At 66.6% G+C, this 25,305-nt stretch carries 24 protein-coding genes and 1 pseudogene; 21 read left to right on the top strand and 4 right to left on the bottom strand.

Features of this window, described 5'->3' with window-relative positions:
- Positions 1-111: 111 nt before the first annotated feature.
- Positions 112-2,787, top strand: a complete 2,676-nt coding sequence (locus LRG07_RS03645; RefSeq protein WP_255773117.1) for an AMP-binding protein — start codon at positions 112-114, stop codon at positions 2,785-2,787.
- Positions 2,788-2,820: 33 nt separating this feature from the next.
- On the opposite strand, the gene LRG07_RS03640 is transcribed toward LRG07_RS03645, so the two are convergent.
- Positions 2,821-3,321, bottom strand: coding sequence for a DUF2452 domain-containing protein (locus LRG07_RS03640; protein WP_201167302.1), 501 nt, complete (start codon positions 3,319-3,321; stop codon positions 2,821-2,823).
- 102 nt (positions 3,322-3,423) lie between these two features.
- Positions 3,424-4,689 carry an adenosylhomocysteinase gene (locus tag LRG07_RS03635; RefSeq protein WP_201167299.1) on the bottom strand — a complete coding sequence of 422 codons (1,266 nt, stop codon included), beginning with the start codon at positions 4,687-4,689 and terminating at the stop codon, positions 3,424-3,426.
- A gap of 157 nt (positions 4,690-4,846) precedes the next feature.
- Here LRG07_RS03635 and prfB point away from each other — a divergent pair.
- A protein-coding gene (prfB, locus tag LRG07_RS03630; RefSeq protein WP_201242539.1) for a peptide chain release factor 2 occupies positions 4,847-5,945 on the top strand; the annotation gives its coding sequence in 2 pieces (ribosomal slippage) (positions 4,847-4,918 and positions 4,920-5,945; 1,098 coding nt in all).
- Positions 5,946-5,977: 32 nt separating this feature from the next.
- Complete coding sequence (gene lysS / locus LRG07_RS03625; RefSeq protein ID WP_238636415.1) at positions 5,978-7,465, top strand: lysine--tRNA ligase; 1,488 nt, start codon at positions 5,978-5,980, stop codon at positions 7,463-7,465.
- A 9-nt stretch (positions 7,466-7,474) separates the two neighbouring features.
- Here the strand turns inward: lysS and LRG07_RS03620 are convergent, their stop codons facing one another.
- Positions 7,475-8,443 carry a folate-binding protein YgfZ gene (locus LRG07_RS03620; protein WP_238641814.1) on the bottom strand — a complete coding sequence of 323 codons (969 nt, stop codon included), beginning with the start codon at positions 8,441-8,443 and terminating at the stop codon, positions 7,475-7,477.
- A 257-nt stretch (positions 8,444-8,700) separates the two neighbouring features.
- Here LRG07_RS03620 and sdhC point away from each other — a divergent pair, with 257 nt between their 5' ends.
- From sdhC to LRG07_RS14020, 6 genes and pseudogenes are all read left to right on the top strand, one after another.
- Entirely contained in the window at positions 8,701-9,090 is a 390-nt protein-coding gene (gene sdhC, locus LRG07_RS03615) for a succinate dehydrogenase, cytochrome b556 subunit (RefSeq protein WP_201167287.1), read from the top strand.
- Positions 9,091-9,092: 2 nt separating this feature from the next.
- Positions 9,093-9,476 carry a succinate dehydrogenase, hydrophobic membrane anchor protein gene (gene sdhD, locus LRG07_RS03610; protein ID WP_201167285.1) on the top strand — a complete coding sequence of 128 codons (384 nt, stop codon included), beginning with the start codon at positions 9,093-9,095 and terminating at the stop codon, positions 9,474-9,476.
- Positions 9,477-9,483: 7 nt separating this feature from the next.
- Positions 9,484-11,274 carry a succinate dehydrogenase flavoprotein subunit gene (sdhA, locus tag LRG07_RS03605; protein WP_201167283.1) on the top strand — a complete coding sequence of 597 codons (1,791 nt, stop codon included), beginning with the start codon at positions 9,484-9,486 and terminating at the stop codon, positions 11,272-11,274.
- 19 nt (positions 11,275-11,293) lie between these two features.
- Complete coding sequence (locus LRG07_RS03600; protein WP_201167280.1) at positions 11,294-12,082, top strand: succinate dehydrogenase iron-sulfur subunit; 789 nt, start codon at positions 11,294-11,296, stop codon at positions 12,080-12,082.
- Entirely contained in the window at positions 12,079-12,360 is a 282-nt protein-coding gene (locus LRG07_RS03595; protein WP_238641813.1) for a succinate dehydrogenase assembly factor 2, read from the top strand. Before LRG07_RS03600 ends, LRG07_RS03595 begins: the two co-directional genes overlap by 4 nt.
- A gap of 49 nt (positions 12,361-12,409) precedes the next feature.
- Positions 12,410-12,670: pseudogene (locus LRG07_RS14020) on the top strand (hypothetical protein); the annotation flags it as partial.
- 82 nt (positions 12,671-12,752) lie between these two features.
- On the opposite strand, the gene nadB reads toward LRG07_RS14020, so the two are convergent.
- Positions 12,753-14,396 carry an L-aspartate oxidase gene (nadB, locus tag LRG07_RS03590; RefSeq protein WP_238641812.1) on the bottom strand — a complete coding sequence of 548 codons (1,644 nt, stop codon included), beginning with the start codon at positions 14,394-14,396 and terminating at the stop codon, positions 12,753-12,755.
- Between the two features lie 178 nt (positions 14,397-14,574).
- Here nadB and rpoE point away from each other — a divergent pair, with 178 nt between their 5' ends.
- The 12 genes from rpoE (at position 14,575) to LRG07_RS03530 (ending at position 25,298) form a co-directional block, all read left to right on the top strand.
- A complete protein-coding gene (gene rpoE / locus LRG07_RS03585; protein ID WP_201167424.1) occupies positions 14,575-15,159 on the top strand; it encodes an RNA polymerase sigma factor RpoE in 585 nt (194 codons plus the stop codon).
- Between the two features lie 28 nt (positions 15,160-15,187).
- A complete protein-coding gene (locus tag LRG07_RS03580; RefSeq protein ID WP_201167274.1) occupies positions 15,188-15,865 on the top strand; it encodes a sigma-E factor negative regulatory protein in 678 nt (225 codons plus the stop codon).
- Complete coding sequence (locus tag LRG07_RS03575) at positions 15,852-16,841, top strand: MucB/RseB C-terminal domain-containing protein (RefSeq protein WP_201167271.1); 990 nt, start codon at positions 15,852-15,854, stop codon at positions 16,839-16,841. Before LRG07_RS03580 ends, LRG07_RS03575 begins: the two co-directional genes overlap by 14 nt.
- Positions 16,842-16,904: 63 nt before the next feature.
- Positions 16,905-18,380, top strand: a complete 1,476-nt coding sequence (locus tag LRG07_RS03570) for a DegQ family serine endoprotease (protein WP_238636413.1) — start codon at positions 16,905-16,907, stop codon at positions 18,378-18,380.
- A gap of 94 nt (positions 18,381-18,474) precedes the next feature.
- Positions 18,475-20,274: a translation elongation factor 4 gene (gene lepA / locus LRG07_RS03565; RefSeq protein ID WP_201167266.1), complete on the top strand. Its 1,800-nt coding sequence runs from the start codon at positions 18,475-18,477 to the stop codon at positions 20,272-20,274.
- 9 nt (positions 20,275-20,283) lie between these two features.
- Entirely contained in the window at positions 20,284-21,045 is a 762-nt protein-coding gene (gene lepB / locus LRG07_RS03560; RefSeq protein WP_201167263.1) for a signal peptidase I, read from the top strand.
- A gap of 3 nt (positions 21,046-21,048) precedes the next feature.
- Positions 21,049-21,753 (top strand): ribonuclease III, encoded by a 705-nt coding sequence (gene rnc / locus LRG07_RS03555; RefSeq protein WP_201167262.1) that lies wholly within the window; start codon positions 21,049-21,051, stop codon positions 21,751-21,753.
- Complete coding sequence (gene era / locus LRG07_RS03550; protein ID WP_201167260.1) at positions 21,746-22,663, top strand: GTPase Era; 918 nt, start codon at positions 21,746-21,748, stop codon at positions 22,661-22,663. Before rnc ends, era begins: the two co-directional genes overlap by 8 nt.
- Entirely contained in the window at positions 22,664-23,368 is a 705-nt protein-coding gene (recO, locus tag LRG07_RS03545; protein ID WP_201167258.1) for a DNA repair protein RecO, read from the top strand.
- A gap of 23 nt (positions 23,369-23,391) precedes the next feature.
- Positions 23,392-24,129 (top strand): pyridoxine 5'-phosphate synthase, encoded by a 738-nt coding sequence (gene pdxJ, locus LRG07_RS03540; protein ID WP_201167256.1) that lies wholly within the window; start codon positions 23,392-23,394, stop codon positions 24,127-24,129.
- Positions 24,126-24,506, top strand: a complete 381-nt coding sequence (gene acpS, locus LRG07_RS03535; protein WP_201167254.1) for a holo-ACP synthase — start codon at positions 24,126-24,128, stop codon at positions 24,504-24,506. Before pdxJ ends, acpS begins: the two co-directional genes overlap by 4 nt.
- A gap of 18 nt (positions 24,507-24,524) precedes the next feature.
- Positions 24,525-25,298 carry a 3'-5' exonuclease gene (locus tag LRG07_RS03530; RefSeq protein WP_201167252.1) on the top strand — a complete coding sequence of 258 codons (774 nt, stop codon included), beginning with the start codon at positions 24,525-24,527 and terminating at the stop codon, positions 25,296-25,298.
- Positions 25,299-25,305 lie beyond the last annotated feature (7 nt).

The raw sequence follows: 25,305 nt of genomic DNA, 5'->3' as shown, positions 1-25,305 counted from the left end.
GGGTTGCCATCGAAGCTGAACATGGTATCAGGCTCGGGGCCGCGACTCGACCGAACGCCTTGCCGACGCAAGACAGGAGGGAACGTGAGCGAAGAACTGCAGACCGTTCAGATGCTGGTGCGCCGGCTTAAGGAGGGCGGGCAGCGTGATGCCGTCCGGGCGCTGGATCGGGATGATCTTCACCGCTGGGATTACCAGGCCGTGGCCGAGCTCGCTCAGCAGCTGAGCGCCGGGCTGGTGGAGGCCGGTGTGGACCGCGGCGAACGGGTGGCGCTGTTCGCGCCGAACAGCGCCGAATGGGTGGTTGCCTGTCTGGCGATCCTCGATGCCGGCGCGGTAGTCACGCCGCTGGATACCCAGATGCCGCGTGCGGAGCTCACCCACGCCCTCGCTGACAGCGGTGCGCGGCGGATCTTTACCGGCGGCGAAGCGGCGCGCCGGCTTGAGGGGTTGGAACTCGAGCAGTCGCTGGAGATGATCCGTCTCGACGAACCGGCGGGGAGCGGACGAAGCTGGCGGGACTGGTTGCGCGAAGACGGCCCGGCGGCGCCGGAAATCACCCCGGCGGATCCGGCCACGCTGTTCTACACCTCGGGGACCACCGGGATGCCCAAGGGGGTGCCGCTGACCCACGGCAACATCACCGCCAACCTCAATGCGCTTCTCGGCCAGGAGCTAGCCCAGAGGGACGACCGGATCTTCGTCCCGCTTCCGTACCACCATGTCTACCCCTTTACGCTCGGGCTGATCACCCCCCTGGCGTTGGGTGCGAGCATCGTGCTGCCGTACTCAGTCCTCGGTCCGCAGATCGTGCGCGCGCTGCGCGAGGGGGATGCCACCATCATCCTCGGCGTGCCACGGCTCTACGAGGCCCTTGATGGTGCTATTCGCGGCCGCGTCGCCGAGCGGGGGGCGCGCGCCGAGCGCCTGTTCGAGGGCATGCTCCGGCTGTCCCGGACGGCACGTCACCGGTTGGGCTGGCCCTTGGGTCGGCGCCTGTTCCGTAGCCTGCATCAGCGCATGGCCCCTTCGGTGCGCATGGTTGTCGCCGGAGGTGCCCCGCTGAATCCAGAGATCGGCGAGCGACTGCGGGATCTGGGCTGGGAGGTGGCGACCGGTTACGGCCTCACGGAGACCTCGCCGATCCTGACCTATAACCCGCCGGATCGGCTGCGCCTGAAGGCGGCCGGCCTGCCGCTACCGGGTGTGGAGCTGCGCATCGATCCTGTCGAGGAGGGGGCGCGCACCGGCGAGGTGCTCGCTCGCGGCCAGAATGTCTTCCAGGGGTACTGGCACCTACCTGAAAAGAGTGCCGAGGTGTTCACCCCGGACGGCTTTTACCGCACCGGGGATCTGGGCTGGTTCGACGAGGAGGGGTACCTGCACCTGGAGGGCCGAGCCTCCGAGATGATCGTCCTCGCCGGCGGCGAGAATGTCGACCCAGAGCGGGTCGAGGGCGCGCTCTCCGCTGCCGAGGCCGTCCGCGACGCCGGAGTGCTCGAGCATGAGGGGCGCCTGGCGGCGGTGCTGTTCCCTGACCCGCAGGCCGTCCGGGATCTCGACGACGAGCAGGTACGCCAGCGGCTGAACCAGGCCCTGCACGAAGCGGCTGGGGTCCTGCCGAGCCATCATCAGATCAGCACCTATCGGGTCAGCTCCGATCCGCTGCCCAGGACGCGCCTGGGCAAGCTGCGCCGCCACAAGCTGCGAGAGCTGTTCGAAATGCTCGGCGAGGGCGCCAAGGCGGCCGAGACCGGTCCCATGCCCGAGGAGCGGATGGCGGTGGAGGATCAGCAGCTGCTGCAGATCCCCACTGCCCGCCGGGTCTGGGAGGGGCTCGTCCGCCGCTATCCGCGGGTGCGCTTGACCCCGGACAGCAATCTGCGTCTCGACCTCGGGCTCGACTCGCTGGGGTGGGTGGATCTGACCCTGGAGCTACGCGGTAGCGTCGGCGTGGCCTTGGAGGAGGAGGCCTTGGGGCGGATCGAGACCGTCCGCGACCTGCTGCGCGAGGCGGCCGAAGCCGCGGAGATCTCTCCCGATGAGAGCCGCGGGCCGGGCCTGGTGGAACAGCTGCGCGACCCGGAGGCCATGCTCAGCGACCAGCAACTACGCTGGATGCTGCCGCGTACGCGGTTCGAGCGCCTGCTCGGGGCGATCTTCTACGGCATCGACCAGGTTCTGTTCCGGGCCTATGCGCCGGTGCGCGTGGAAGGCCTGGAGAACCTGCCGGAGCGCGACCCGGTCTTGCTCGTCCCCAACCATCTGAGCGCCGTGGATCCACCGGCGCTGGGGTCGATCATGCGCTACGCCCGGATCGTGCGCATGCGCTGGGGTGGTTGGACCGGGCTGCTGTTCTCCAACCGTCTGGTGCGGCTGGTCAGCCGGGCCTGCCTGGTGCTGCCCATCGATCCGCACACCGGCCCACGCGGCAGCCTGGCGCTCGGTGCGAAAGCCCTACGGGATGGCTACGGGCTGGTCTGGTTCCCGGAGGGGCGGCGCTCGGCCGATGGCAGCCTGCAGGCGTTTCAGCCGGGCGTGGGTCTTCTGCTCCAGGCGCAGTCGGTACCGGCCATCCCGGTCTGGATCGAGGGAACCGATCGGGTCATGCCCATCGGCACCCGGCTGCTCAGGCCCGGGCGGATCACGATCCGCCTCGGAGAGCCCGTATCAGCGGAGACGCTGGATGCCGAAGGCGAGGGAGAGACGCCGGAGCTGCGCATCGCCGCGGCACTCGAGCAGCGGGTGCGCCGGCTCGGCCAGGCCGAGCCCGGGCAGGCGGAGTAGCGCCCGGAGGAGACAGGGTGGGCGCCGGCTGGTTCAGCCGGCGCCGCCGCTGCGGTGATCGGCAATCAGGCGCTGCACCATGTCCCGGGTGGCATCGGGCTGATCCATCTCGTCGAATGGTGTCCAGGAGAGGTCGGCTTCCAGGCGGTAGGACCCCTTGTAGGTATGGGGCGGGCCGTTGCGCCAATCCTCGGGAGCGAGCATGGAGAAGTAGAGTTCGCCGTCCTCGCGCTCGTAGAGGTGGTAGATGCTGCCCGGGCGCCGGGTGAAGTTGCACTTGGCCCGGTGCAGGTCCATGTCACGCTGACTTTCCTCGAGCACCTCCCGTGCCTGCTCCTGGAGGGCGCGAATCTGATCCGCGATCACCGTCAGCTTTGAGCTGGTGCGGTTGTTGATCGCCTGATCCGCCTCCTGGATCTCGCGGGCGGTGTCGACAAGGTCGATGGGCGCGGATAGCCGGCTGACCGGATAGGGGGAAGTCCGGCTGTGCCCTTCGTGACGGTCCGGATTGTCGTCGCGTTTGTAATCTGCCATAGCGTGTATACCCTAGTGCGCGTTTTCGCCTCAGGCAAGTAGCCGGGGGGTGGGCGGCGCTCCGCCGAGGCTTCGCCGCCCGCCCGGTGCATGGGGTGGCGCTCAGGGCGCTTCAAGGATGTCATCGGCCCGCCAAGCCTCGAGAAACCGGCGCTGGCTGTCGGTCAGGGCGTCGATGCCGACCCCCAGCGTTTCCAGCTTGAGGCGGGCCACCTCGGCGTCGACCTCGTCGGGAACCGGATGCACGCCGGCGCGGAGCTGGTCGCGGTGGCGCAACAGGTCGTCCGCGGCCATGAATTGCATCGCGAAGGTCTGGTCCATGACCTCGGCCGGGTGACCCATGGCCGTCGGGGCGGCCAGGTTCACCAGGCGACCTTCGCAGACCAAGTGGATCTCGCGGCCGTCGCTCATGCGGAAGGCCTCGATACCCGGTCGCGCCGGATAGCGGGATTCGGCCTGCTGGGCCAAGCCCGCGGCGTCGATTTCCACGTTGAAGTGCCCGGCGTTGGCCAGGATCGCGCCGTCGCGCATGCGCGCAACGTGCTCGGCGCGGATGACATCCCGGTTGCCCGTGGCGGTGATGAAGAAATCACCGACGCCGGCGGCCTCCTCCATGGGGCGCACGGCGAAACCGTTCATGTGGGCACGTAGCGCCCGGCGTGGTTCGACCTCCGTGATCGTCACCTGCGCCCCCCAGGCGCGGGCCTTGTGGGCGATCCCCACGCCGCAGTCACCGTAGCCGCAGATCACGACCTGCTTTCCGGCGAGCAGCAGGTTGGTTGTCAGCATCAGGTTGGTTAGTGCCGACTCGCCGGTGCCGTGGATATTGTCAAACTCGTGCTTCATCGGTGTGTGGTTGACGGCGTAAGCCGGGAAATGCAGAGCGCCCTCGGCCGTCATGGCCTGGATCCGCTGCACACCGGTGGTGGTCTGCTCGCAGACCCCACGCAGCCCGTCCAGCAGCTCGGGGCGCTGGTGAACGAGTCGTGCGGTGAGTTCGGCGGCGTCATCCAGGATCAGGTTGGGCTGGTGATCCAGGGCGCGGCCGTGGAGCCGGGCCAGCTCCGCCTCGCTGACACCGCGCCGGGCGTAGCCGCTGATCCCGGGTTGCTCATTGAGTGCCGCGACCACATCGTCCTGGCTGGAACCGGGTTCACTGCCGGTGAATACGACTTCGGCGCCGGCTGCGGCGAGTGTCTCCAGAAAGACGCCGGTTTTCGCCTCGATGTGGGAACAGACCGCGATGCATAGGCCTTCGAAGGGGCGCGTCTCGCGGTAGCGCTCGCGCAGGGCTTTGTGGACCGGCATATGGGCGCGGGCCCAGGCAAGCTTCTGATGGCCAGGCTCGGCACTGGTCGTCGTGGTCATGGGAACCTCAATCCTGATCAGCGGGTGGATGGCGCGCCGCGGCGGCGGCGCAGACACCCGTCGATGCGCACGGCTTGGATGCCGGCGCTGAAGTTCGAGGCTGCTGAACGACGGGTGAATATAGTACGATTCGCGCCCTTAGTATCCGGAGGTGCTCATGGAGATCAACCCGCTGCTTGAACAAATCGAAGACCTGCAAGGGCGTTTCGAGGCCCTGAGGGGGTATCTTTGACGAAGCCGGCAAACGCGAACGGCTTGAGGAAGTCCTGCGTGAGCTGGAGAACCCCGACGTCTGGAGCGACCCGGAGCGGGCCCAGGGGCTGAGCCGCGAGCGCTCTCAGCTGCAGTCCGTCCTGAGCACCCTCGAGGAGATCGGCGGGGTGCTCGATGACGCCGGCGAGATGGTCGCCATGGCCCGGGAGGAGGGCGACGAGGAAACTCTTGAGGCGGTCCAGGCGGATGTCCAGCGCGTCGCCACGCACATCGAGACCCTGGAGTTCCGACGCATGTTCTCCGGAGAGATGGACGCGTCCAATGCGTTCCTCGATATCCAGGCGGGGTCAGGCGGAACGGAGGCCCAGGACTGGGCCGAGATGCTGCTGCGGATGTATCTGCGCTGGGCCGAGGCCCGCGGCTTCGACACCGAGGTCATCGAGGTGACGGCCGGCCAGGAGGCGGGGGTCAAGAGCGCCACGATCAAGGTTACCGGCGAGTACGCCTTCGGCTGGCTGCGCACGGAGACCGGGGTTCACCGTCTGGTGCGCAAGTCGCCCTTTGACTCCGGCGGTCGCCGCCACACCTCGTTCTCCTCGGTGTTCGTGTCGCCGGAGATCGACGACGAGAATGTCGATATCGAGATCGACCCGTCGGATCTGCGCGTGGACGTCTTCCGCGCTTCCGGCGCAGGTGGCCAGCACGTCAATACCACCGAGTCGGCGGTCCGCATCACCCACGAACCCACCGGCGTCGTGGTGCAGTCGCAGAACGATCGATCGCAGCACAAGAACCGTGCCACGGCGATGAGTCAGCTGCGCGCCAAACTCTACGAGCTGGAGATGCAGCGCCGCCGTGCCGAGGCCGAAGCCCAGGAAGAGACCAAGTCCGATATCGGGTGGGGGAACCAGATCCGCTCCTACGTCCTCGATCAGTCCCGGATCAAGGATCTGCGGACGGGAATCGAGATCGGCAACACGCAGGCCGTGCTCGACGGCCACCTCGACCCGTTCATACAGGCGAGCCTCAAGGCCGGCCTCTGACGCTCGCCCCTGACACTGCCCGGAGTCAACGGATGTCCGAAAGCGACGAGAACAAGCTCATCGCCCAGCGCCGCGAGAAGCTGCAGGGTCTGCGCGATGCGGGCCAAGCCTTCCCCAACGATTTCCGCCGTGACGCGCTGGCCGCCGACCTTCACGAGCGCTACGGCCCGCTGGACGAGGAGGCCCTGGAGCAGGAGGGCGCTCGAGTCACGGTCGGCGGGCGCATGATGGCCAAACGGGTCATGGGCAAGGCGAGCTTCGCGCAGCTCCAGGACAGCTCGGGGCGGATCCAGCTCTATCTGCGCCGGGATGACCTGCCCGAGGGGGTCTACGCCGCGTTCAAGAGCTGGGACGTGGGCGATATCGTCGGCGCGACCGGGACGGTGTTCCGGACGAACAAGGGGGAGCTTTCCATCCATTGCGATCAGGTCCGGCTCCTAACGAAATCGCTGCGGCCGCTGCCGGAGAAGTGGCACGGGCTGACCGATCACGAGATCCGCTATCGCCAGCGCTACCTGGATCTAATCGTCAACCAGGAGAGTCGGCGCGTCTTTGCCCTGCGCACCCGCGTACTCGCTGCCCTGCGCCGTTTCCTGGATGGCCGCGGTTTCATGGAGGTGGAGACACCGATGATGCAGCCGATCCCCGGCGGAGCCGCGGCGCGACCTTTCGTGACCCACCACAACGCCCTCGGCCGGGATCTCTATCTGCGCATCGCGCCGGAGCTCTACCTCAAGCGGCTCGTCGTGGGGGGCTTCGAGCGTGTCTACGAAGTCAACCGAAACTTCCGGAACGAGGGGGTTTCGACCCGCCACAACCCGGAATTTACCATGCTGGAGTTCTATCAGGCCTTTGCCGACTACCACGACCTGATGGACCTTACCGAGGAAATGCTCCGGCATCTGGCTGAACAGGCGCTCGGAAGCGGACAGGTAACCTGGCAGGGCGAGACTTATGATTTCACTTCAACATTCGAGCGTATCTCTCTGATTGAAGCGGTCCTTCGGTGCAATCCTGACCTCACGGCCGAGGAACTCGCGGATCGCGAGCAGGCGGCCCGGGCGGCCGAGGCGCGCGGGATCGAGGTGAGCTCCGGCGACGGGCTGGGCAGGATCCAGGCGGCCCTGTTCGAGGAGACGGCTGAGCCTCGGCTCCACGGCCCGGTCTTTGTAACCGATTACCCCAAGGAGGTATCCCCCTTGGCTCGCCCGCGGGACGACGAACCCTTCTACACTGAGCGTTTTGAGTTGATCGTCGGTGGTCGCGAGATCGCCAACGGTTTCTCTGAGCTTAACGACGCCGAGGACCAAGCGGATCGCTTCCGTGCCCAGGCGGCGGAGCGGGATGCCGGGGATCAGGAGGCGATGCACTACGACGGCGACTATATCCGTGCCCTGGAGTACGGGCTGCCGCCGACTGCCGGGGAGGGCATCGGGATCGACCGCCTGGTCATGCTGCTCGCTGACTGCGATTCGATCCGCGACGTCCTGCTATTCCCCGCCATGCGCCCGGAGTCGTAGGGCGGCGGTTCAGGTGCCGGCCTCGCGGAGGAGGTGCAACGGCTGTCCGTTCACGCTCAGCGATGCGGGGCCGGACAGCTGTGCCTCGCGCAGCGAAACGAGGGCCGTGAACCCCTGCGGCGCACCCGCTGCGCAGACGACGTGGCCGGCCAGCTGGTTGTCGGCATCACGGACCTCGCTGCCGTCCGCCGGCGCATCTCCGGTGCCCCGGGCGCGGAACATGCGCTGCTTGACCTTGCCGCGGTAGTGCGCCCGCGCCACCACCTCCTGCCCCGGGAAGCATCCCTTGCTGAAGCTCACGCCACCAAGGCGATCGAGATTCACCATCTGCGGGATGAACAGTTCCCGGCCCGGGGCGCGGATCTCGGGCTGTCCGGCAAGGATTTCCAACGCCCGCCAGGTCTCTTCGTCGGTCGGCGGCAGGTGTTCGGCAAGCACGCCCTCTACCGCGGCCACCGGGGCCGCCGGTCCGACCACCCAGTAGCGCTCCGGCGCACCGGGTAGCTGGATGATCGCCACCTCGCCGCTGCGCACAACGCCTTCGGCCTCTGGCATAGGGCGCTCACTCCATCGGGCCAGCAGGCTCCGGGCGGTCGGGCCGGCCGCCCGGAGCAGGCGCCACTGCATGTCGGGGGCGTGCACCGTCACCCTCGAGCGCAGTACATACATCTGCAGCCGGGCGACGGTCTCGGCCGCGGTGTCCTCCGGGAGGACGAGCCGGTAGCCGTCGTCCCAGGGGATGACTCGCGCCAGGGCAAGCAGCCGCCCCTTGGGCGTGCACAACCCGGCCAGCACGCTGCGTGCGTCGTCTGCAGCCGGGATGTCCGCGGTCAGGATGCGTTGCAAGAAATCCCCGGCTTCCTCGCCGGTAACCGCCACCACGCTGTAGCCGGTGCCGGTCTCGAGGCACTCCGGCTGAGAGGCTCCGGCGCCGTCTTCGGGCGCATCTACCGGTACGGTCGGGAACTCTTCTCGCATAACCTCTCCTCGGTGGCTTGCTGCATCTAGTGCCACTCTAGGGGCGGGATCCGTATACTGACATCGTATTCATTGTGGGTGATCATCGCCGGGGCAGCCAGCCTTAGACCGGGGCAGAATGTTAATCTTCCGTCAGCATCAGTATTCCCATTTGTTAATGCTTGCATTACTATTGTCCGCAATATAGCTTATCGTCCCGTTTCCTCACTCTTATCGTGCGCCGCAGGTTCTGACTCGGCTCAGCGGAGCAAAAATCCATGAGAAATCCGAATCGTCCGCTCTCTCCGCACCTGACCATCTACCGGCCGCAGTTGACCTCGCTGCTCTCGGTGCTCCACCGCGGCACCGGGGTGTTCGTCACCATGGCTGCGGTCCTGCTGGTCGCCTGGGTGATGGCCTTGGCCGCCGGACCCGAATACTACGAACTGCTGACGCGGGTGCTCGGCCACTGGTTCGGGCAGCTGGTGCTGCTGGGTATCACGTTCAGCCTGGCCTACCACCTTTGCAATGGCGTTCGGCACCTGGTTTGGGACACCGTGCGCGCCTTCGAGCTCAAGGCGGTCTATCGCGGCGGTTACATGGTGCTCGCCGCGAGCGTCCTGTTGACCGCCCTGGTCTGGGTGATCGCCTACGCAGGGGAGTTTTGATCATGCGTAAGTACGAGACCGCCGTCTCCCGGGCCCGCGGCCTCGGCTCGGCCAAGAACGGCTTCCACCACTGGTGGCATCAGCGCCTGACCGCGGTGGTGCTGGTTCCGCTGATGATGTGGCTGGGGATCGGCCTGGCCCTGCAGGCCGGCGCCGATTTCGAGGCGGCCCGGGCGTGGGTGGCGAACCCGTTCAACGCGACGCTGCTGATCGCCGCGATCATCATGTTGTTCTATCACGGGGCGCTCGGCGTTCAGGTGGTCATCGAGGACTACGTCCACCTCGAGGGGCTGAAGTGGTTCGGCAACCTCGCCGTCTACTTCGCATGTTTCCTGGTGGCCGTCGCCGGGATCCTGGCGGTCATCCAAATCGTTCTGGGGGGCTGAGGCGCAGATGACAGAACCGATCAAGACGGTCGAACACCAGTACGATGTCGTCGTTGTCGGTGCCGGTGGGGCCGGGCTCCGGGCAACCTTCGGCATGGCCGAACAGGGGCTGAACACCGCCTGTGTCACCAAGGTGTTCCCCACGCGCAGCCACACCGTGGCGGCCCAGGGCGGCGTCTCGGCGGCGCTCGGCAACATGGGCGAGGACGACTGGCGCTGGCATATGTACGACACCATCAAGGGGTCGGACTGGCTGGGCGACCAGGACGCCATCGAATACATGTGCCGCGAGGCGGTGCCGGCCATCGTGGAGCTGGAGCACTACGGCGTGCCCTTCTCGCGCACCGAGGACGGCAAGATCTATCAGCGCCCGTTCGGCGGTATGACCACCCACTTCGGTGAGGGAACGGCCCAGCGGACCTGCGCGGCCGCGGACCGAACCGGGCATGCCATCCTGCACACGCTCTACCAGCAGGCGCTCAAGCACAAGGCGGAGTTCTACATCGAACACTTCGCCATCGACCTGATGATGGACAACGGGGTTTGCCGGGGCGTGGTCACGCTCGACATGGAGACCGGCACGGTGCATATCTTCCGGGCCCATCAGGTGGTGCTGGCCACTGGCGGCTACGGGCGGAGCTACTTCTCCTGCACCTCGGCCCACACCTGCACCGGGGATGGCAACGGCATGGTCCTGCGTGCCGGTCTGCCGCTCCAGGACATGGAGTTCGTGCAGTTCCACCCGACCGGGATCTATGGCGCGGGCTGCCTGATCACCGAGGGGGTCCGGGGCGAGGGCGGTTACTTGACCAACGCCCAGGGCGAGCGGTTCATGGAACGTTACGCCCCGAACGCCAAGGATCTGGCCTCGCGCGACGTGGTCTCCCGCTCGATGACCATCGAGATCCGCGAGGGGCGGGGGGTCGGCGAGCACGGCGACCATATCCACCTGCATCTGGAGCATCTCGGGCCGGAGGTGATCCATGAACGGCTGCCAGGTATTGCCGAGTCGGCCCAGATCTTTGCCGGTGTCGATGTGACCAAGGAGCCGATCCCGGTCCTGCCCACGGTCCACTACAACATGGGCGGGATCCCGACCAACCACATGGGTGAGGTGGTTCATCTCAAGGGTGGTGACCCCGATGCGGTGGTTCCGGGGCTTATGGCCATCGGCGAAGCTGCCTGCGTCTCGGTGCACGGCGCCAACCGGCTCGGGTCGAACTCGCTGCTTGATCTGGTGGTCTTCGGCCGAGCCGCCGCCCACCGTGCCGCCGAAGTCATCGGCGGCCGCGGCAAACCCCATGCACCCCTGCCAGAGGGGGCGCCGGATCTGGCGCTGCAAAGGCTGGATCGGCTGCGTCGGGCCAATGGCAGCAAGCCGACGGCGCAACTGCGGGCCGAGATGCAGAACACCATGCAGAACTACGCCGCGGTCTTCCGCACGGGTGATGTGTTGGAGCAGGGCTGCAACCGGATGGACGATGTCTTCCGGGGCTTCGCCGACGTCGGGGTAACCGACCGTTCGCTGATCTGGAACTCGGATCTGATCGAGACGCTGGAGCTGGAGAACCTCCTTGGCAGCGCGGTGACCACCATCCATTCGGCGCGCAACCGCTTGGAGAGCCGCGGTGCCCACGCCCGGGAGGACTACTCGGAGCGTGATGACGAGAACTGGCTCAAGCACACGCTGGCGACGCTGCGCAGTGACGGTACGGTGGACATCGACTACCGCCCCGTCCATCTCCATACCCTGAGCGACGACGTGGAGGCGATCCCTCCCAAGGCCCGGGTGTACTAAAGACTCCAGGGAGACAGACATGGCAGAGTTCAGGCTTCCCGCCAACTCCCGCATCCGGAAGGGCTACACCTACCGTGCCCCCGACGCGGAAAAGAGCGAGAACATCCGGCGCATCCGGGTCTATCGTTACGACCCGGAGGGCGGCGCCACCCCGCGCATGGATACCTACGAGATCGACGCCGACAGTGCCGGACCGATGGTTCTCGATGCGCTGATCAAGATCAAGGACGAGGTCGATCCGACACTCACCTTCCGGCGTTCCTGCCGGGAGGGGATCTGCGGCTCCTGTGCGATGAACATCGACGGGACCAACACGCTCGCGTGTACCAAGGGCATGGATGAGATCAAGGGCGACGTGAAGGTCTACCCCCTGCCACACACGGACGTGATCAAGGACCTGGTCCCCGACCTGAATCACTTCTACGCCCAGTACGCCTCGCTGGAGCCGTGGATCAAGACCGAAACCCCGACACCGCCGGACAAGGAGCGCCTGCAGTCGAAGGAGGAGCGCGAGGCGCTCGATGGGCTCTACGAGTGCATCCTATGCGCCTGCTGCTCGACCTCCTGCCCGAGCTACTGGTGGAACGGCGATCGCTACCTGGGCCCGGCAGCGCTGCTTCAGGCTTATCGTTGGATTGCCGACAGCCGTGATGAGGGCACCGGGGAACGCCTCGACGACCTCGACGATTCCTTCAAGCTGTACCGGTGCCACACCATCATGAACTGCACGGCGACCTGCCCGAAGGGGCTGAATCCGGGCAAGGCGATCGGTGCCATCAAGCGGCTCATCGCCGAGCGTGAGACGTGACGCCGGTCGAGCACCATGCAGAGGCCGTGGCGGTGAGTAAGCGGTTGCGCTGGCGCTGCCGTCGCGGCACCAAGGAGCTGGACCTGCTCCTGGAGCGCTTCTTGGACGATCAATTCCTGCATCTCGATGCGCAGGACCAGGCGGCTTTCGAGCGGCTGCTCGGGCTTGAGGACCACTTCCTGCAGGACTGGCTGATCGCCGGGCAATCACCCACGGACGGGGAGCTGCACCGGGTTGTCGAACTTATCCGAACCACTGAGTTTCCGCCCGCGCGTTAGCAGCGCGTGGTTGCTTGTCCTAGCGGCGGCGGCCGTTGGGGGGCTGCTCGTGCTTGCCGAGCGGTCACCGCCAGTGGCGCTGTTCTTGCTCTGGGGCGGCGGACTGGTCGCGGCGCTGATCGCCGCCTGGCGCAGCCAGCGCCGTCTCCACTGGCTGCGCCGCTGTCATCTTCATCCCGACGGGCGGATCTTCCTACAGTCGCGGGACGGGCGCCGGTGCGGCGCCCGGGTGGTCAGCCGTTTCGCCCACCCATGGTTGGTCGCGCTCACCGTCCGGACCGTGGACGGGCGGCGCTACGATCTGTTCATTCCGCGCGGTCGGCTCGGTACTGAGCACCACCGGCGGCTGCGGGTCTGGGCCCGCTCGCGGCCCATTGATCCGCCGGCGGGCGTCATCGCTCGCGGAAAGAGCGCAAGTGGCCGAAAGGCCGGGGTTTTGGTGGGCGCAGGACGGTGGTGGAGCTCTGTTCATCGTCGCGCTCCGGAAAGTCCAGGGTGTAGTGTAGACCGCGGCTCTCCCGGCGCCGGCCGGCGCAGCGCACCGTGAGATTGGCTACCTCGATGAGGTTGCGCAGCTCGATCAGATCACCGCTGATGCGGAAGTTGCTGTAGTACTCGTGGACCTCGCGGGAGAGCAGGTCGATGCGCCTTGCCGCGCGTTCGAGCCGGCGGTCGCTGCGGACGATCCCCACATAGTTCCACATCGCTCGGCGTAGCTCGGCCCAGTTGTGGCTGACCACGACCTGTTCGTCGGAGTCGGTAACCCGGCTCTCGTCCCAGGGCGGGAGTTCGGGTGCCGGGATCGGCTGCTGCGCCTTGGCCGCAATGTCGCGGGCGGCCTCCGCGCCGAAGACTAGGCACTCAAGCAGCGAGTTGCTCGCGAGGCGGTTGGCTCCGTGCAGCCCGCTGCAGGCTGTCTCGCCGACGGCGTAGAGCCCCGGGACGTCGGTCTGCCCGCGTCTGTCGGCGATCACCCCGCCACAGGTGTAGTGGGCGGCGGGCACCACGGGCAGTGGCTCGCGGCGCATGTCGATACCCAGCTCCTGGCAGCGCCTCAGGATGGTCGGGAAGTGCTCCTCGATGAGCGAGTCCGGCTGGTGGCTGATGTCCAGATAGAGGCAGTCTGCGCCGAGACGTTTCATCTCGTAGTCGATCGCCCTTGCCACTACGTCCCGGGGGGCGAGTTCGCCGCGGGGGTCGAAGCGTTGCATGAAGCGTTCGCCACTGGGTAGGAGCAGGTGCCCACCCTCGCCGCGTACCGCCTCACTGATCAGGAAGGAGCGCTCCTGCGGGTGGTACAGGCAGGTCGGGTGGAACTGGTTGAACTCCAGGTTACCCACCCGGCATCCGGCCCGCCAAGCCATGGCGATCCCGTCACCGGTGGCGGCGTAGGGGCTGGTCGAGTAGAGGTAGACCTTGCTGGCCCCGCCGCAGGCGAGCACCACATAGGGTGCGTTGAGCAACTCTACGCGACCGCTGGCCCGGTCGAAGACGTAGGCCCCATAGCAGCGGTCCTCTGGCTCGCCGAGCCGCGCCCCGGTGATCAGGTCCACCGCGTAGCGGCCCTCGAGCAGATCGATATTGTCCCGCTCGATTACGAGCCCGGATAGGCTCCTTGAGATCGCCGCCCCGGTGGCATCCTCGGCATGTACGACACGGCGGTGGCTGTGCCCGCCCTCCTGGTGGAGATGCAACCCGTCGGTGCCGGCCCCGGGTGTGATGCGCGAGAAGGGCACTTCCTGGTCGACGAGCCATTCAATCGCCGTGCGTGCGCGCTCGGCCACGAATCGCGTAATATCCGAATCGTTGAGGGCCGCTCCGGCTTCCAGGGTGTCGGCAACATGGGCATCCACTGAGTCGGCCGCATCCAGCGCTGCCGAGACTCCGCCCTGCGCGTAGGGGGTGGCTCCCTCGGTCAGGGTTCCCTTGGAGAGGACCGCCACGCGAAGCTCGCGGGGGAGCTGCAGGGCCACGGTCAGCCCGGCCAGTCCGCTACCGATCACCAGGACATCGTAAGCCGTTCTTGGTTCCGCCATTTGGTTGCGCTTTTGCCAGCCTATCGGATAGGCTGCAAAGCTTCGCACGCCGCGCCACCCGCGGCAAATCACCCACCCACGATTGTCAGATTCCCGGAGCCGTGCGCGAACTCACGCCCCAGCGGAGTGTCTACAGCAGCAAGTACCGGCGCACCGACACAGGAGGGCGCCGGTGGCGATGAGCTCCGAGGAGTCGGACCGTGAGCTCGTGGAGCGTGTCCAGGCCGGTGATAAGCAGGCCTTTGACCTCCTCGTGCTGCGCTATCAGCAGAAGCTGGTCAAGCTCATCTCGCGTTACGTGCGCGATCCGCAGGAGGCGATGGACGTGGCTCAGGAGGCCTTTATCAAGGCCTACCGGGCGATACCCGGATTCCGGGGGGAGAGCAGCTTCTATACCTGGCTCTACCGGATCGGGGTCAACACGGCCAAGAACCACCTGGTTGCGCAGGGGCGCCGGCCACCGGACTCCGATGTCGATGCGCAGGACGCGGAGCGTTTTGACATCGACACCATGCTCCGCGAGCAGGATACGCCGGAGGCCGAAGCCTATCGGGACGAAGTCGAGCGCACGGTGGTCGAGGCCATCGCCGAGCTGCCGGAGGAGTTGCGTACCGCGGTCACGCTGCGGGAACTCGAGGGTCTGAGCTATCAGGAGATCGCTCAGGTCATGGAGTGCCCGGTGGGGACGGTACGCTCGCGCATCTTCCGGGCCCGAGAGGCGATCGACAAGCGACTGCGGCCGCTGACCGGCGAAGAGACATAGGGCATGGTGGCTTTCGGGGGATAAGGGTATGTCGGAAGAAGAACATCGGGACCGACTCGCAGAGCAACTCTCCGCGCTGGTGGATGACGAGTTGCCACGCGAGCAACGGGCGTTCCTGATGCGGCGTCTGGACCATGACGCCGATGCCCGCCTGCAGGTGGCGCGCTACTATCTGATGCGTGATGCGCTGCAGCGCAACCTGCCGCCGCAGCCCAGTACCGATCTGGTCGAGCGGGTGCGCGCGGGGCTGGCCGATGAGCCAGTCCACCATGTTCAGCGCGGCGCGGCTCGGCAGCCCGCAGCGCGGGATTGGCGCCGTCCGGCGTTCGGCGGTCTGATCGCCGCTAGTGTGGCGGCGGTGACCGTGCTCTGGTGGCAGGGTGGGGCGCCACCCGATGCTGGCACCGGGCCGACGGCCGGCAGCGGCGAACCGGCGACCGAGGTGGCCTCGCCGGCAGGCGGTGAGCGATCCATAGGCGGCACCACGGTTCGTCCCGTCACCCTGGGCGACAGTGGCGGACTGCCCTGGCCGGACAGCGACCGGGGCACAGCGGGAACCACCCGCGAACAGTCCTTTGATCCGGTGCCAGACGCCATGCCGTCCCGTTTGCATCGCTTCATGATCGATCACGCCGAGCAGGCCGAGTCCGACTACCCCGGCAGCATGCTTCATCAGGTACGGGTTCCGCAGCATGGGGATCCCTGATCGGGGCTGGTTCCGCGGCGCGCTCCTCTGCGCCGGTTTGCTCTGGGCCGCGCACGGCCAGGTCGCGCTGGCCGATGACAGCGGCCAGCGCGCGGCCGATGATGGCCGCGAAGCGCTCAACCGCATGGTCGAGGCCCTCGATCAGCGCTCCTACGAAGGGATCTTCGTCTACGCCCGGGCCGGCGTCGTGGAGACCGTGCGCATCGTGCACCGCGCCGACGAGGCTGGTCGCCACCAGCGTCTGGAGATGCTCACCGGAGCCCACCGGGAGCTGGTGCGTACGCCCGAGGGTGCCCTGCTGGCTGGACCTGTCCCCGAGGGGGATCGACTGCGCGGCAGTGGCGTGGCGACCGCCTTGGGCGAAGGGTGGCCCAGGGCTGACAGCATCTCCGATGAACTCTATCGTATCCGCATCGGTGGCGAAGGGCGGGTCGCCGGACGCCCGGTCCAGGTGATCTCCATCGAGCCGTTGGATCAGCTGCGCTACGGTCATCGTCTCTGGGTCGATGAAGAGAGCGGGCTGCCGCTCCAGGCCCAACTGCTGGACGGGCGCCGGGTCATCGAGCGCCTGCTGTTTACCAGCTTCCGCCTCCGCGAGGACATCGGCACCGAGGAGTTGGCCCCCAGCGGCGAGGCGCAGCAGCGGGTTGAGCGCCGCCCGGCTACAAAGACCGCAGACGGCCCCGAACCGGATTGGGAAGTGATCGACGTGCCCGCGGGGTTCTCCCGGATTGCCCACGGCCGGATACCGTCGGAGGAGCAAGGGCAGGATCCCATCGAGCACTTGCTGTTCAGCGACGGCCTGGCCACTGTGTCCGTCTATATCGCCCCGGAGCCGGAAGGTGATGAGGGGCGGGCGCGGGCCGGGGCGCTGCATGCCCACGAACGCCCCGTCGATGGCTATCAAGTCACGGCGATCGGCGACGTACCAGCCAAGACCGTCGAGCGTTTCGCGACTCGGACGCAGCGACGCTAAGACATCTCGGGAACAGTGGACCGGGCCAGGCGCCCCCGGGCAACAGGGTGAGGATCGATGGGTATGGCGAAACGTAAGTCAGTGCGGATCGCACTGGCTGTCGGTTTGGGGCTGGGTATCAGTGTCCCGGCGGCTGCCCTCGAGCTGCCGGATTTCACCGAGCTCGTCCGCGATAACAGTGCGGCGGTGGTGAACATCAGTACCCGGCAGGAGGCGCCAGCACAGCCGACCCCGGAGGGAATGCCGCCCGAAGGCATTGAGCCCCAGCAGGGTCCGGCGCCGCCGGCCACCGGGGCGCGCCAGGTCTCGACGCCCCATGGTGACGAGCTGCATCTCCCCGATCCCGGTGAGCAGCCTGGCCCGGGTCCCTTCGGCGAGGATGGGCAATCACTCGGTTCGGGGTTTTTGATCAGCGAGGACGGAGTCATCCTGACCAATCACCACGTCGTCGCCCGGGCGGAGGAGGTCATCGTCCGACTCGCCGATGGTCGCGAGCACGACGCGGAGGTGATCGGCTCCGACGAGCGCACCGATTTGGCCGTCGTCGAGATTGAGACCGACGATGAGCTGCCCACCGTCTCGGTGGGCAGCGCCGATGCACTTGAGGTCGGGGAGTGGGTCCTGGCCATCGGCTCGCCGTTCGGATTCGAGCACTCCGTAACCGCCGGGATCGTCTCGGCCAAGGGCCGTTCGCTGCCGCACGGGAACTATGTGCCTTACATCCAGACTGATGTGGCTATCAACCCCGGGAACTCCGGGGGGCCGCTGTTCAACCTCGACGGTGAGGTTGTCGGGATCAATTCGCAGATCTATAGCCGTACCGGCGGCTTCATGGGGCTGTCATTCGCGATCCCCATCGAGCTGGCGATGGACGTCGCCGATCAGCTCCGTGAGACCGGGGAGGTGCAGCGCGGGTGGCTCGGGGTCCTGATCCAGGACCTGACGCGTGATCTGGCCGAGGGGTTCGGCCTTGAGCGCCCCCGTGGGGCCCTGGTCTCGGAGCTGCTCGATGACAGCCCCGCCGCTGAGGCCGGCCTTCAGAGCGGAGATGTCATTCTGGAGTTCGACGGCGAGGTGGTGGAGAATTCCGCCGCCTTGCCGCCCATGGTCGGGCGGACCAGTATCGGGCGCAGGGTCGAACTGCTGATCCTTCGTGATGGCGAGACCAAGACCGTGGAGGTCGAAGTGGCTGCCCTGCCGGGCGAGGACGAACTCGCCGCCTCGCCCGGGAAGCAGGACCCTGCGGACCGCAAGGGCGGTGCCGACCTGGGGCTGCGGGTGGAGCCCGTGGACGATGCCACCCGGCAGGAGTTGGAACTGGAGGATGAGGGCGGAGTGCTCATCACCGGCGTCGAAGAGGGGCCGGCCGCCGAGGCCGGGCTGCGGGTGGGCGACGTGCTGGTCAGTTTCGATCGGGAGCCTGTGCACACGGCGGAGGACCTCAGCGACGGCGTGGCTGCCGTGGAGCCCGGCAGTACCGTGCCGGTGCTGGTGATCCGTGACGGACACCCGAGTTTTCTGGCATTACAAATGCCCTGAGGCCTCGAAACGAGTAGAATGTGGGCGCCGCCCGCACGCGGGTGGCGCTTTTCTTTTTGGTTGGAACCGGCGACAAGGCAGGACCGAGCAACGCATGGAGAATATCCGCAACTTCTCGATCATCGCCCACATCGATCACGGCAAGAGCACGCTCTCGGATCGATTCATTCAGGTCGCCGGGACGCTGAGCGAGCGCGAGAGCCGCGACCAGGTCCTGGATTCCATGGACCTTGAGCGCGAACGAGGCATCACTATCAAGGCGCAGAGCGTGTCGCTGAAGTACCACGCGCGGGACGGGCAGGTCTACGAGCTGAACTTCATCGATACCCCGGGCCACGTGGACTTCTCCTACGAGGTATCTCGTTCGCTGGCCGCGTGCGAGGGAGCACTGCTGGTGGTCGATGCCTCCCAGGGGGTCGAGGCCCAGAGCGTCGCCAACTGCTATACGGCCCTCGAGCAGGACCTGGAGATCATCCCGGTGCTCAACAAGATCGACCTGCCGTCGGCGGAGCCTGAGGAGGTGCTCGAGCAGATCGAGGAAATCATTGGGCTGGACGGGGCCGAGGCGCTGATGGTCAGCGCCAAGACCGGTGAGGGGGTCGAGGATCTGCTCGAGGCCCTGGTCCAACGGGTGCCGCCGCCGAAGGGGCAGGCCGACGCGCCGCTCAAGGCCTTAATCATGGACTCCTGGTTCGATAACTACCTCGGCGTGGTGTGCCTGGCCCGGATCTTCGACGGCGAACTGCGCAAGGGGGACCGGATCCGCGTGATGGCCACGGACCGCGAATTTCAGGTGGATGATCTGGGCATCTTCACCCCTAAACGCACCCCGCAGGACCGGCTCGGTACCGGGCAGGTCGGCTATGTGGTCGCAGGCATCAAGGACATCGACGGTGCGCCGGTTGGTGCCACCCTCACGCGCGCTCAGGAGCCAGCCGCAACGCCGGTGCCCGGTTTCAAGCAGGTCCAGCCGCGTGTATTCGCCGGTCTCTTCCCCACCAGCTCCGACGACTTCGAGGCGCTGCGCACCGCCCTTGGCAAGCTACGGCTCAACGACGCCGCATTGAACTACGAGCCCGAAAACTCCCAGGCACTGGGCTTCGGTTTCCGCGTGGGGTTCCTTGGCATGCTCCACATGGAGATCATCCAGGAGAGGCTCGAGCGGGAGTACGATCTGGACCTGGTCACGACCGCACCGACCGTGGTCCACCACGTGATCACCCGCGACGGGCAGGAGCTGGAGATCGACAACCCGGCGAATCTGCCGCCGAACGCGGAGATCGAGGAGATCCAGGAGCCGATCATCGAGGCAAGCATCCTGGTGCCCCAGGAGTACGTCGGCAACGTCCTCGCCCTCTGCGAGGAGAAGCGGGGCGTCCAGAAAGAGATGCAGTACGTTGGCCAGCAGATCTCGCTAGTCTACGAGATGCCGCTCAGCGAGGTGGTCCTCGATTTCTTCGACCGCCTCAAGTCGGCGACGCGTGGTTTCGCTTCCTTCGATTACGAACTCAAGCGTTTTCAGGCCGACGATCTGGTCAAGCTCGATGTCCTGATCAACGGCGACCGCGTGGATGCGCTGTCGAATATCGTCCACCGGGATCACTCCTACCACCGCGGCCGGGCCCTGGTGGAGCGGCTCAAGGAGATCATCCCGAGGCAGATGTTCGAGGTGGCCATACAGGCGGCCATTGGCGGGCAGATCATTGCACGCAGCACCGTCAAGGCGATGCGCAAGAACGTCACCGCCAAGTGCTACGGCGGGGATGCGAGCCGCAAGCGCAAGCTCCTCGAGAAACAGAAGGAGGGCAAGAAGCGCATGAAGCAGGTCGGCAAGGTGGAGATCCCGCAGGATGCCTTCCTTGCCGTGCTGCGGGTCGATGACTCAAAGGATTAGTGGGCGCCCATGAACTTTGAAATCCTCCTTGTTGTGCTGACCCTGCTCACCGGCCTGGTGTGGGGCTGGGATCGGTGGCTGCGTCACCGCGAGAATATCGATCGTGACCGCGACCCGTGGTATATCGATCTGCCGCGCTCGCTTTTTCCGATCATCCTGATCGTGTTGCTGGTTCGCTCGTTCGTGGCCGAGCCGTTCCGCATCCCCTCCGGTTCGATGCTCCCCACGCTGCAGGCCGGCGATTTCATCCTGGTCAATAAGGCCTCCTACGGCATCCGTCTGCCCGTCCTGCGCAGCCGCCTGTTCGGGGATGGCGAGCCGGAGCGGGGCGAGGTGGCCGTGTTCCGCTATCCCGTTGACCCGGGCCAGGACTACATCAAGCGAGTCATCGGCCTGCCTGGGGACGAGATTCGGTATCAGGATCGGACGTTCTACGTTAACGGTGAGCGCCTGGAGCAGGAAGGGCAGGAGCGCTACGCCGGCCCAGGCGCTGACCCGGACCAACCCTCGGTCCTGCGCACGGAGCGGGTCTCCGGTCGCGAATACACCATCCTCCACCATCCGGCTTCCCAGTCGGCGGATTTCACGTACACGGTCCCCGAGGGTAAGTACTTCACTGTCGGGGATAACCGGGATCGCAGTGCCGACAGCCGGATGTGGGGCCCGGTGTCGGACGACTACCTGGCCGGGCGCGCGTTCCTGATCTGGATGAGTTGGGACAGCGAGGAGGGCGGGATCGCCTGGGATCGCATTGGCCAGCGGATCGAATAACCCATGTCCGATCTCGAACGCCTGCAACAGCGGCTCGATCACCGGTTCCGGGAACTTGACCGCCTCCAGGAGGCGGTCACGCACCGCAGTGCCGGCGGCCGCCACAATGAACGCCTGGAATTCCTGGGCGACTCGGTGCTGAACTTCGTCATCGCCCACGAGGTATTCCACCGGCGCCCGGGCGATAGCGAGGGTACGCTGTCGCGGTTGCGCGCGAGCCTGGTCAATCGCTCCAGCCTAGCGGCCATCGCGCGGGACATAGAACTGGGTGACCATCTTCGCCTGGGCGGCGGCGAACTCAAGAGCGGCGGCCACCGGCGTGACTCCATCCTGGCCGATGCCCTGGAGGCGGTGTTCGGCGCGGTCTACCTGGACGCGGGCTTCGAGACCGCGTCGCAAGTCATCATCGGCTTGTATCGTCCGCGACTGGAGAGCTTGCCGGAGCAGGCGGTGCTCAAGGACCCCAAGACTCGCCTGCAGGAGGTTCTGCAGTCGACGCGCCGTCCCCTGCCCGGCTACCAGGTGCTGGATGTCCGCGGACGAGCCCACCATCAGCGCTTTCAGGTCGAGTGCCGACTCAGCGACAGCGAGCAGAAAACGGTCGGTGAGGCCGGCAGCCGCAGGCAGGCCGAGCAGCGCGCCGCCGAGGCGATGCTCGTCGAGATCGGCGCCGAGTCGGCGGAAGGAGGAGGCTCCGGCCATGAGTAATGGATCAACCGAGGCGATTGCGACGCTCGAGCACAGCGGGCTGTGCGCACTGGTCGGTCGGCCCAATGTCGGTAAATCGACGCTGCTCAACGCCTTGCTCGGCGAGAAGGTGAGCATCGTCACGCGCAAGCCACAGACCACTCGGCACCGTATCCTGGGCGTTCTCAATCGCCCCGGATCCCAGACGGTGCTGGTCGATACGCCGGGCATGCACCAATCCGCCAAGCGTGCCCTGAATCGCCAGCTCAACCGGGCCGCCCACAGCGCGCTGGAAGATATCGATGTGGTCGTCTTCGTCGTCCGCGGAACAGAGTGGAAGGATGACGACCAGAGGGTCCTGGAACGCCTCACCGAGGTCGACGCCCCTGTCATTGCGGCGGTGAATCAGGTTGACCGGGTCCAGGACAAACGGCTGCTTTTACCACATCTGGAGTGGTTGGCCGCGCAACGGGAATTCGCGGCGCTGGTGCCGGTATCGGCTACCCGGAAAGAGAATCTCGATGCCCTCGAGCAGGAGATCATCCAGCAGCTTCCGGCGGGGCCACCCCTGTTCCCGGCCGACCAGATCACCGACCGGGACCTCGGCTTTCGCCTCGGTGAGTTAGTCCGCGAACAGCTCATGCTCAATCTCGGCGACGAACTTCCCTACACCACCACGGTGCAGATCGAGCAGCTCCATCGCGAGGAGGGTATGACCCGGCTATCGGCGGTCATCTGGGTCGAGACCGAGGGGCAGAAACCCATCGTGATCGGACGCGGGGGCGAACGACTCAAGAAAATCGGTCGCAGCGCCCGGTTGCAGATGGAGAATATGCTCGGCGAACGGGTCCACCTGGAGCTCTGGACCAAGGTCAAGGAGCAGTGGACGAACGATCGGCGGGCGCTCGACGAGCTCGGTTACACGGATTGAATGGATACCGCGCAGGGGCAGCCGGCCTGGGTGCTTCATCGGCGAGCCTTCCGCGAGAGCAGCACCCTGGTCGAACTGTTCAGCCGCGAGCACGGGCGTATCGGTGCAGTTGCCAACGGGGTGCGGCGACGGGGGTGGAGCGGGCAGCTTGAGCCTTTTATCCCGCTTCAGGTCGTCTGGAAAGGCCGCGGCGACCTCAAGACCCTGACCGAAGTCGAGCAAGCCGGACGCGGCTATGCGTTGCGTGGTGGGGCGCTGGCGTGTGGGTTTTACATGGCTGAGCTCCTGCTGGCGTTGACCCGGCGGGAGGACCCGCACCCGCTGACCTGGGAGCGTTACGCTATCGCCGTCGATTGTCTGGCTGGGGATGATGCGGAGCCCGCACTGCGGCGCTTCGAGCTCGCGCTCCTGGAGGAGAGCGGCTACGGCATGGAGCTGGAAACGGACGTCCTCGGCCGGCCGGTTGTGCCGCAGTCCGCCTACCGCTACACCCCGGAGCGGGGCGCTGAGCCTGCGGGCACGGGCGAGGGCGGCGTGGAGGTCCGGGGGGCTACACTGCTGGCACTGGCAGCCACGGAGGGGCAGGGTTTGTCGCAAGAACCGGTGCGCAGCGAGGCGCGGCGGCTGATGCGGGCGGTGCTCCATCGACATCTGGGTGGGCGCCGGTTGCGCAGTCGCGAGATGTTCCGATCGCTGCGCGGTTGATGGGACGGCTTTCTGGGAGACCTATGTCCACGGGGCAAATTCAACTCGGTGTCAATATCGATCATGTGGCTACGCTGCGTCAGGCGCGCGGCACACGCTACCCTGACATCCTTCACGCCGCGGCGGAGGCCGAGCGCGGAGGGGCGGATGCGATTACGGTCCACCTGCGCGAGGATCGCCGGCACATTCAGGACCGTGACGTGGAGGAGCTGCAGCGGCATACGCAGACCCGGGTCAACCTGGAAATGGCGGTTACCGACGAGATGATCGGGATCGCCTCGCGGCTGGGTCCGGCGGATTGCTGCCTGGTGCCGGAACGGCGCGCCGAGTTGACCACCGAGGGTGGCCTCGACGTTGCCGGGGATGTGCAGCGCCTGGAGCAGGCTTGCCGCAGCCTGGGCGAGGCCGGCATCCGGGTGTCGCTGTTCATCGACCCCGATCCGGCCCAGATCGATGCCGCGGCGACCGCCGGGGCCCCGGTGATCGAACTCCACACCGGTGCTTACGCCGATGCCCCGGATGCCGCTACGCAGGGCCGCGAACTCGAGCGCCTGCGGACGGCGGCGTTACGGGCCCGTGATGCCGGACTGCAGGTCAATGCCGGGCATGGTCTGCACTACCATAACGTGGAGCCGGTAGCGGCACTCCCGGCCATGGCCGAACTGAACATCGGCCATGCCATTGTCGCCCGCGCGGTCTTCGAGGGGCTGGCGCCGGCCGTGGCGGAGATGAAGCGGCTCATGCGGTCGGCGGCGGCATGATTGCCGGCATTGGTACGGACATTGTGGCCGTGGTGCGACTGGAGCGTGCACTGGAGCGCCACGGTGAGCGACTCGCCCGGCGTGTTCTGGCGCCGGGCGAACTGCAAGGCTTCCAAGAGTCCGGCGGTACCGCGGCGTTCCTGGCGCGCCGATTCGCTGCCAAGGAGGCTGCCTCCAAGGCCCTGGGCACCGGGCTGAGCGATGGGGTGACGCTGCGCGATCTTGAGGTGGTCCACGATGCCCGGGGCAAGCCCTCGCTGCGCTTCCACGGCGCCGCCGCCGAGCGGGCCGCAGCCCTGCGGGTGAATGAGGCAGCCCTGAGCCTCAGCGACGAGCGGGAGTACGCCGTTGCCTTCGTGGTCCTCGTAACCGGCTGATCGACAGGGAGAGAAACGATGAACGTGCTCGCCTTTGATATCGAGACCGTTCCCGACCTGGCCGGCGGCCGGGTCGTCTACGGTCTGGACGGCCTCGAGGACACGGATGTCTCCCGGGCCATGGCGGCGCGACGCCGCCAGGAGACTGGAAACGAGTTCCCGCGACTGCACCTGCACCGGGTGGTGGCCATTTCGCTGGCCGGTCTGGTCGAGGGCCGTTTTCGCGTCTGGTCGCTGGGCACCCCGGAGGATGGCGAGCAGATACTCCTCGAACGCTTCTTCGAGGGACTCGATCGCTATGTGCCCAATCTGGTCTCCTGGAACGGCAATGGCTTCGATATCCCCGTGCTGCACCATCGCGCTCTGATCAATGGGGTCAGTGCGCCGCGTTACTGGGAGACGGGCGACAACGATCGAGCCTTCCGTTTCAACAACTACCTCAACCGCTATCATGATCGCCACCTCGATCTGATGGACGTCCTCTCCTCGTTCCAGATGCGGGGTGCCGCACCGCTGGACGAGGTGGCCACGCTCTGCGGTCTGCCCGGCAAGATGGGCATGACCGGCGGCGCGGTAGCCGATGCCGTCGCCCGGGGCGAGATCGAGGCGGTGCGCAACTACTGCGAGACCGACGTGCTCAATACCTATTTGCTATACCTGCGCTTCCAGTACTTCCGCGGCGCCCTGGACCGCGAAGACTACCAGCGCGAGACCGACCGGGTGGCTGCGGCGTTGGAAGCCACCGATCGTCCCCACCTGAGCAGCTTCCTGGAGGCCTGGCGTGGGGCGTAAACGGCGT

Origin of the sequence: Halorhodospira sp. 9622, assembly GCF_022228025.1 — a bacterium.
GTDB classification, from domain to species: domain Bacteria; phylum Pseudomonadota; class Gammaproteobacteria; order Nitrococcales; family Halorhodospiraceae; genus Halorhodospira; species Halorhodospira halophila_A.
The sequence above is the reverse complement of the archived record's forward strand: the minus strand, read 5'-3'. Positions and strand labels throughout refer to the sequence as shown.

What these genes read in the sequence shown, in the direction of transcription:
- acpS (WP_201167254.1), top strand. Translation starts at nt 24,126, where the DNA reads ATGATTGCCGGCATTGGTACGGACATTGTGGCCGTGGTGCGACTGGAG.
- lepB (WP_201167263.1), top strand. Translation starts at nt 20,284, where the DNA reads ATGAACTTTGAAATCCTCCTTGTTGTGCTGACCCTGCTCACCGGCCTG.
- LRG07_RS03635 (WP_201167299.1), bottom strand. Translation starts at nt 4,689, where the DNA reads ATGACCACGACGACCAGTGCCGAGCCTGGCCATCAGAAGCTTGCCTGG.
- LRG07_RS03600 (WP_201167280.1), top strand. Translation starts at nt 11,294, where the DNA reads ATGGCAGAGTTCAGGCTTCCCGCCAACTCCCGCATCCGGAAGGGCTAC.
- nadB (WP_238641812.1), bottom strand. Translation starts at nt 14,396, where the DNA reads ATGGCGGAACCAAGAACGGCTTACGATGTCCTGGTGATCGGTAGCGGA.
- lysS (WP_238636415.1), top strand. Translation starts at nt 5,978, where the DNA reads ATGTCCGAAAGCGACGAGAACAAGCTCATCGCCCAGCGCCGCGAGAAG.
- LRG07_RS03645 (WP_255773117.1), top strand. Translation starts at nt 112, where the DNA reads ATGCTGGTGCGCCGGCTTAAGGAGGGCGGGCAGCGTGATGCCGTCCGG.
- lepA (WP_201167266.1), top strand. Translation starts at nt 18,475, where the DNA reads ATGGAGAATATCCGCAACTTCTCGATCATCGCCCACATCGATCACGGC.
- LRG07_RS03640 (WP_201167302.1), bottom strand. Translation starts at nt 3,321, where the DNA reads ATGGCAGATTACAAACGCGACGACAATCCGGACCGTCACGAAGGGCAC.
- era (WP_201167260.1), top strand. Translation starts at nt 21,746, where the DNA reads ATGAGTAATGGATCAACCGAGGCGATTGCGACGCTCGAGCACAGCGGG.
- sdhD (WP_201167285.1), top strand. Translation starts at nt 9,093, where the DNA reads ATGCGTAAGTACGAGACCGCCGTCTCCCGGGCCCGCGGCCTCGGCTCG.
- LRG07_RS03620 (WP_238641814.1), bottom strand. Translation starts at nt 8,443, where the DNA reads ATGCGAGAAGAGTTCCCGACCGTACCGGTAGATGCGCCCGAAGACGGC.
- rpoE (WP_201167424.1), top strand. Translation starts at nt 14,575, where the DNA reads ATGAGCTCCGAGGAGTCGGACCGTGAGCTCGTGGAGCGTGTCCAGGCC.
- pdxJ (WP_201167256.1), top strand. Translation starts at nt 23,392, where the DNA reads ATGTCCACGGGGCAAATTCAACTCGGTGTCAATATCGATCATGTGGCT.
- LRG07_RS03575 (WP_201167271.1), top strand. Translation starts at nt 15,852, where the DNA reads ATGGGGATCCCTGATCGGGGCTGGTTCCGCGGCGCGCTCCTCTGCGCC.
- LRG07_RS03530 (WP_201167252.1), top strand. Translation starts at nt 24,525, where the DNA reads ATGAACGTGCTCGCCTTTGATATCGAGACCGTTCCCGACCTGGCCGGC.
- LRG07_RS03580 (WP_201167274.1), top strand. Translation starts at nt 15,188, where the DNA reads ATGTCGGAAGAAGAACATCGGGACCGACTCGCAGAGCAACTCTCCGCG.
- sdhC (WP_201167287.1), top strand. Translation starts at nt 8,701, where the DNA reads ATGAGAAATCCGAATCGTCCGCTCTCTCCGCACCTGACCATCTACCGG.
- LRG07_RS03570 (WP_238636413.1), top strand. Translation starts at nt 16,905, where the DNA reads ATGGCGAAACGTAAGTCAGTGCGGATCGCACTGGCTGTCGGTTTGGGG.
- recO (WP_201167258.1), top strand. Translation starts at nt 22,664, where the DNA reads ATGGATACCGCGCAGGGGCAGCCGGCCTGGGTGCTTCATCGGCGAGCC.
- rnc (WP_201167262.1), top strand. Translation starts at nt 21,049, where the DNA reads ATGTCCGATCTCGAACGCCTGCAACAGCGGCTCGATCACCGGTTCCGG.
- sdhA (WP_201167283.1), top strand. Translation starts at nt 9,484, where the DNA reads ATGACAGAACCGATCAAGACGGTCGAACACCAGTACGATGTCGTCGTT.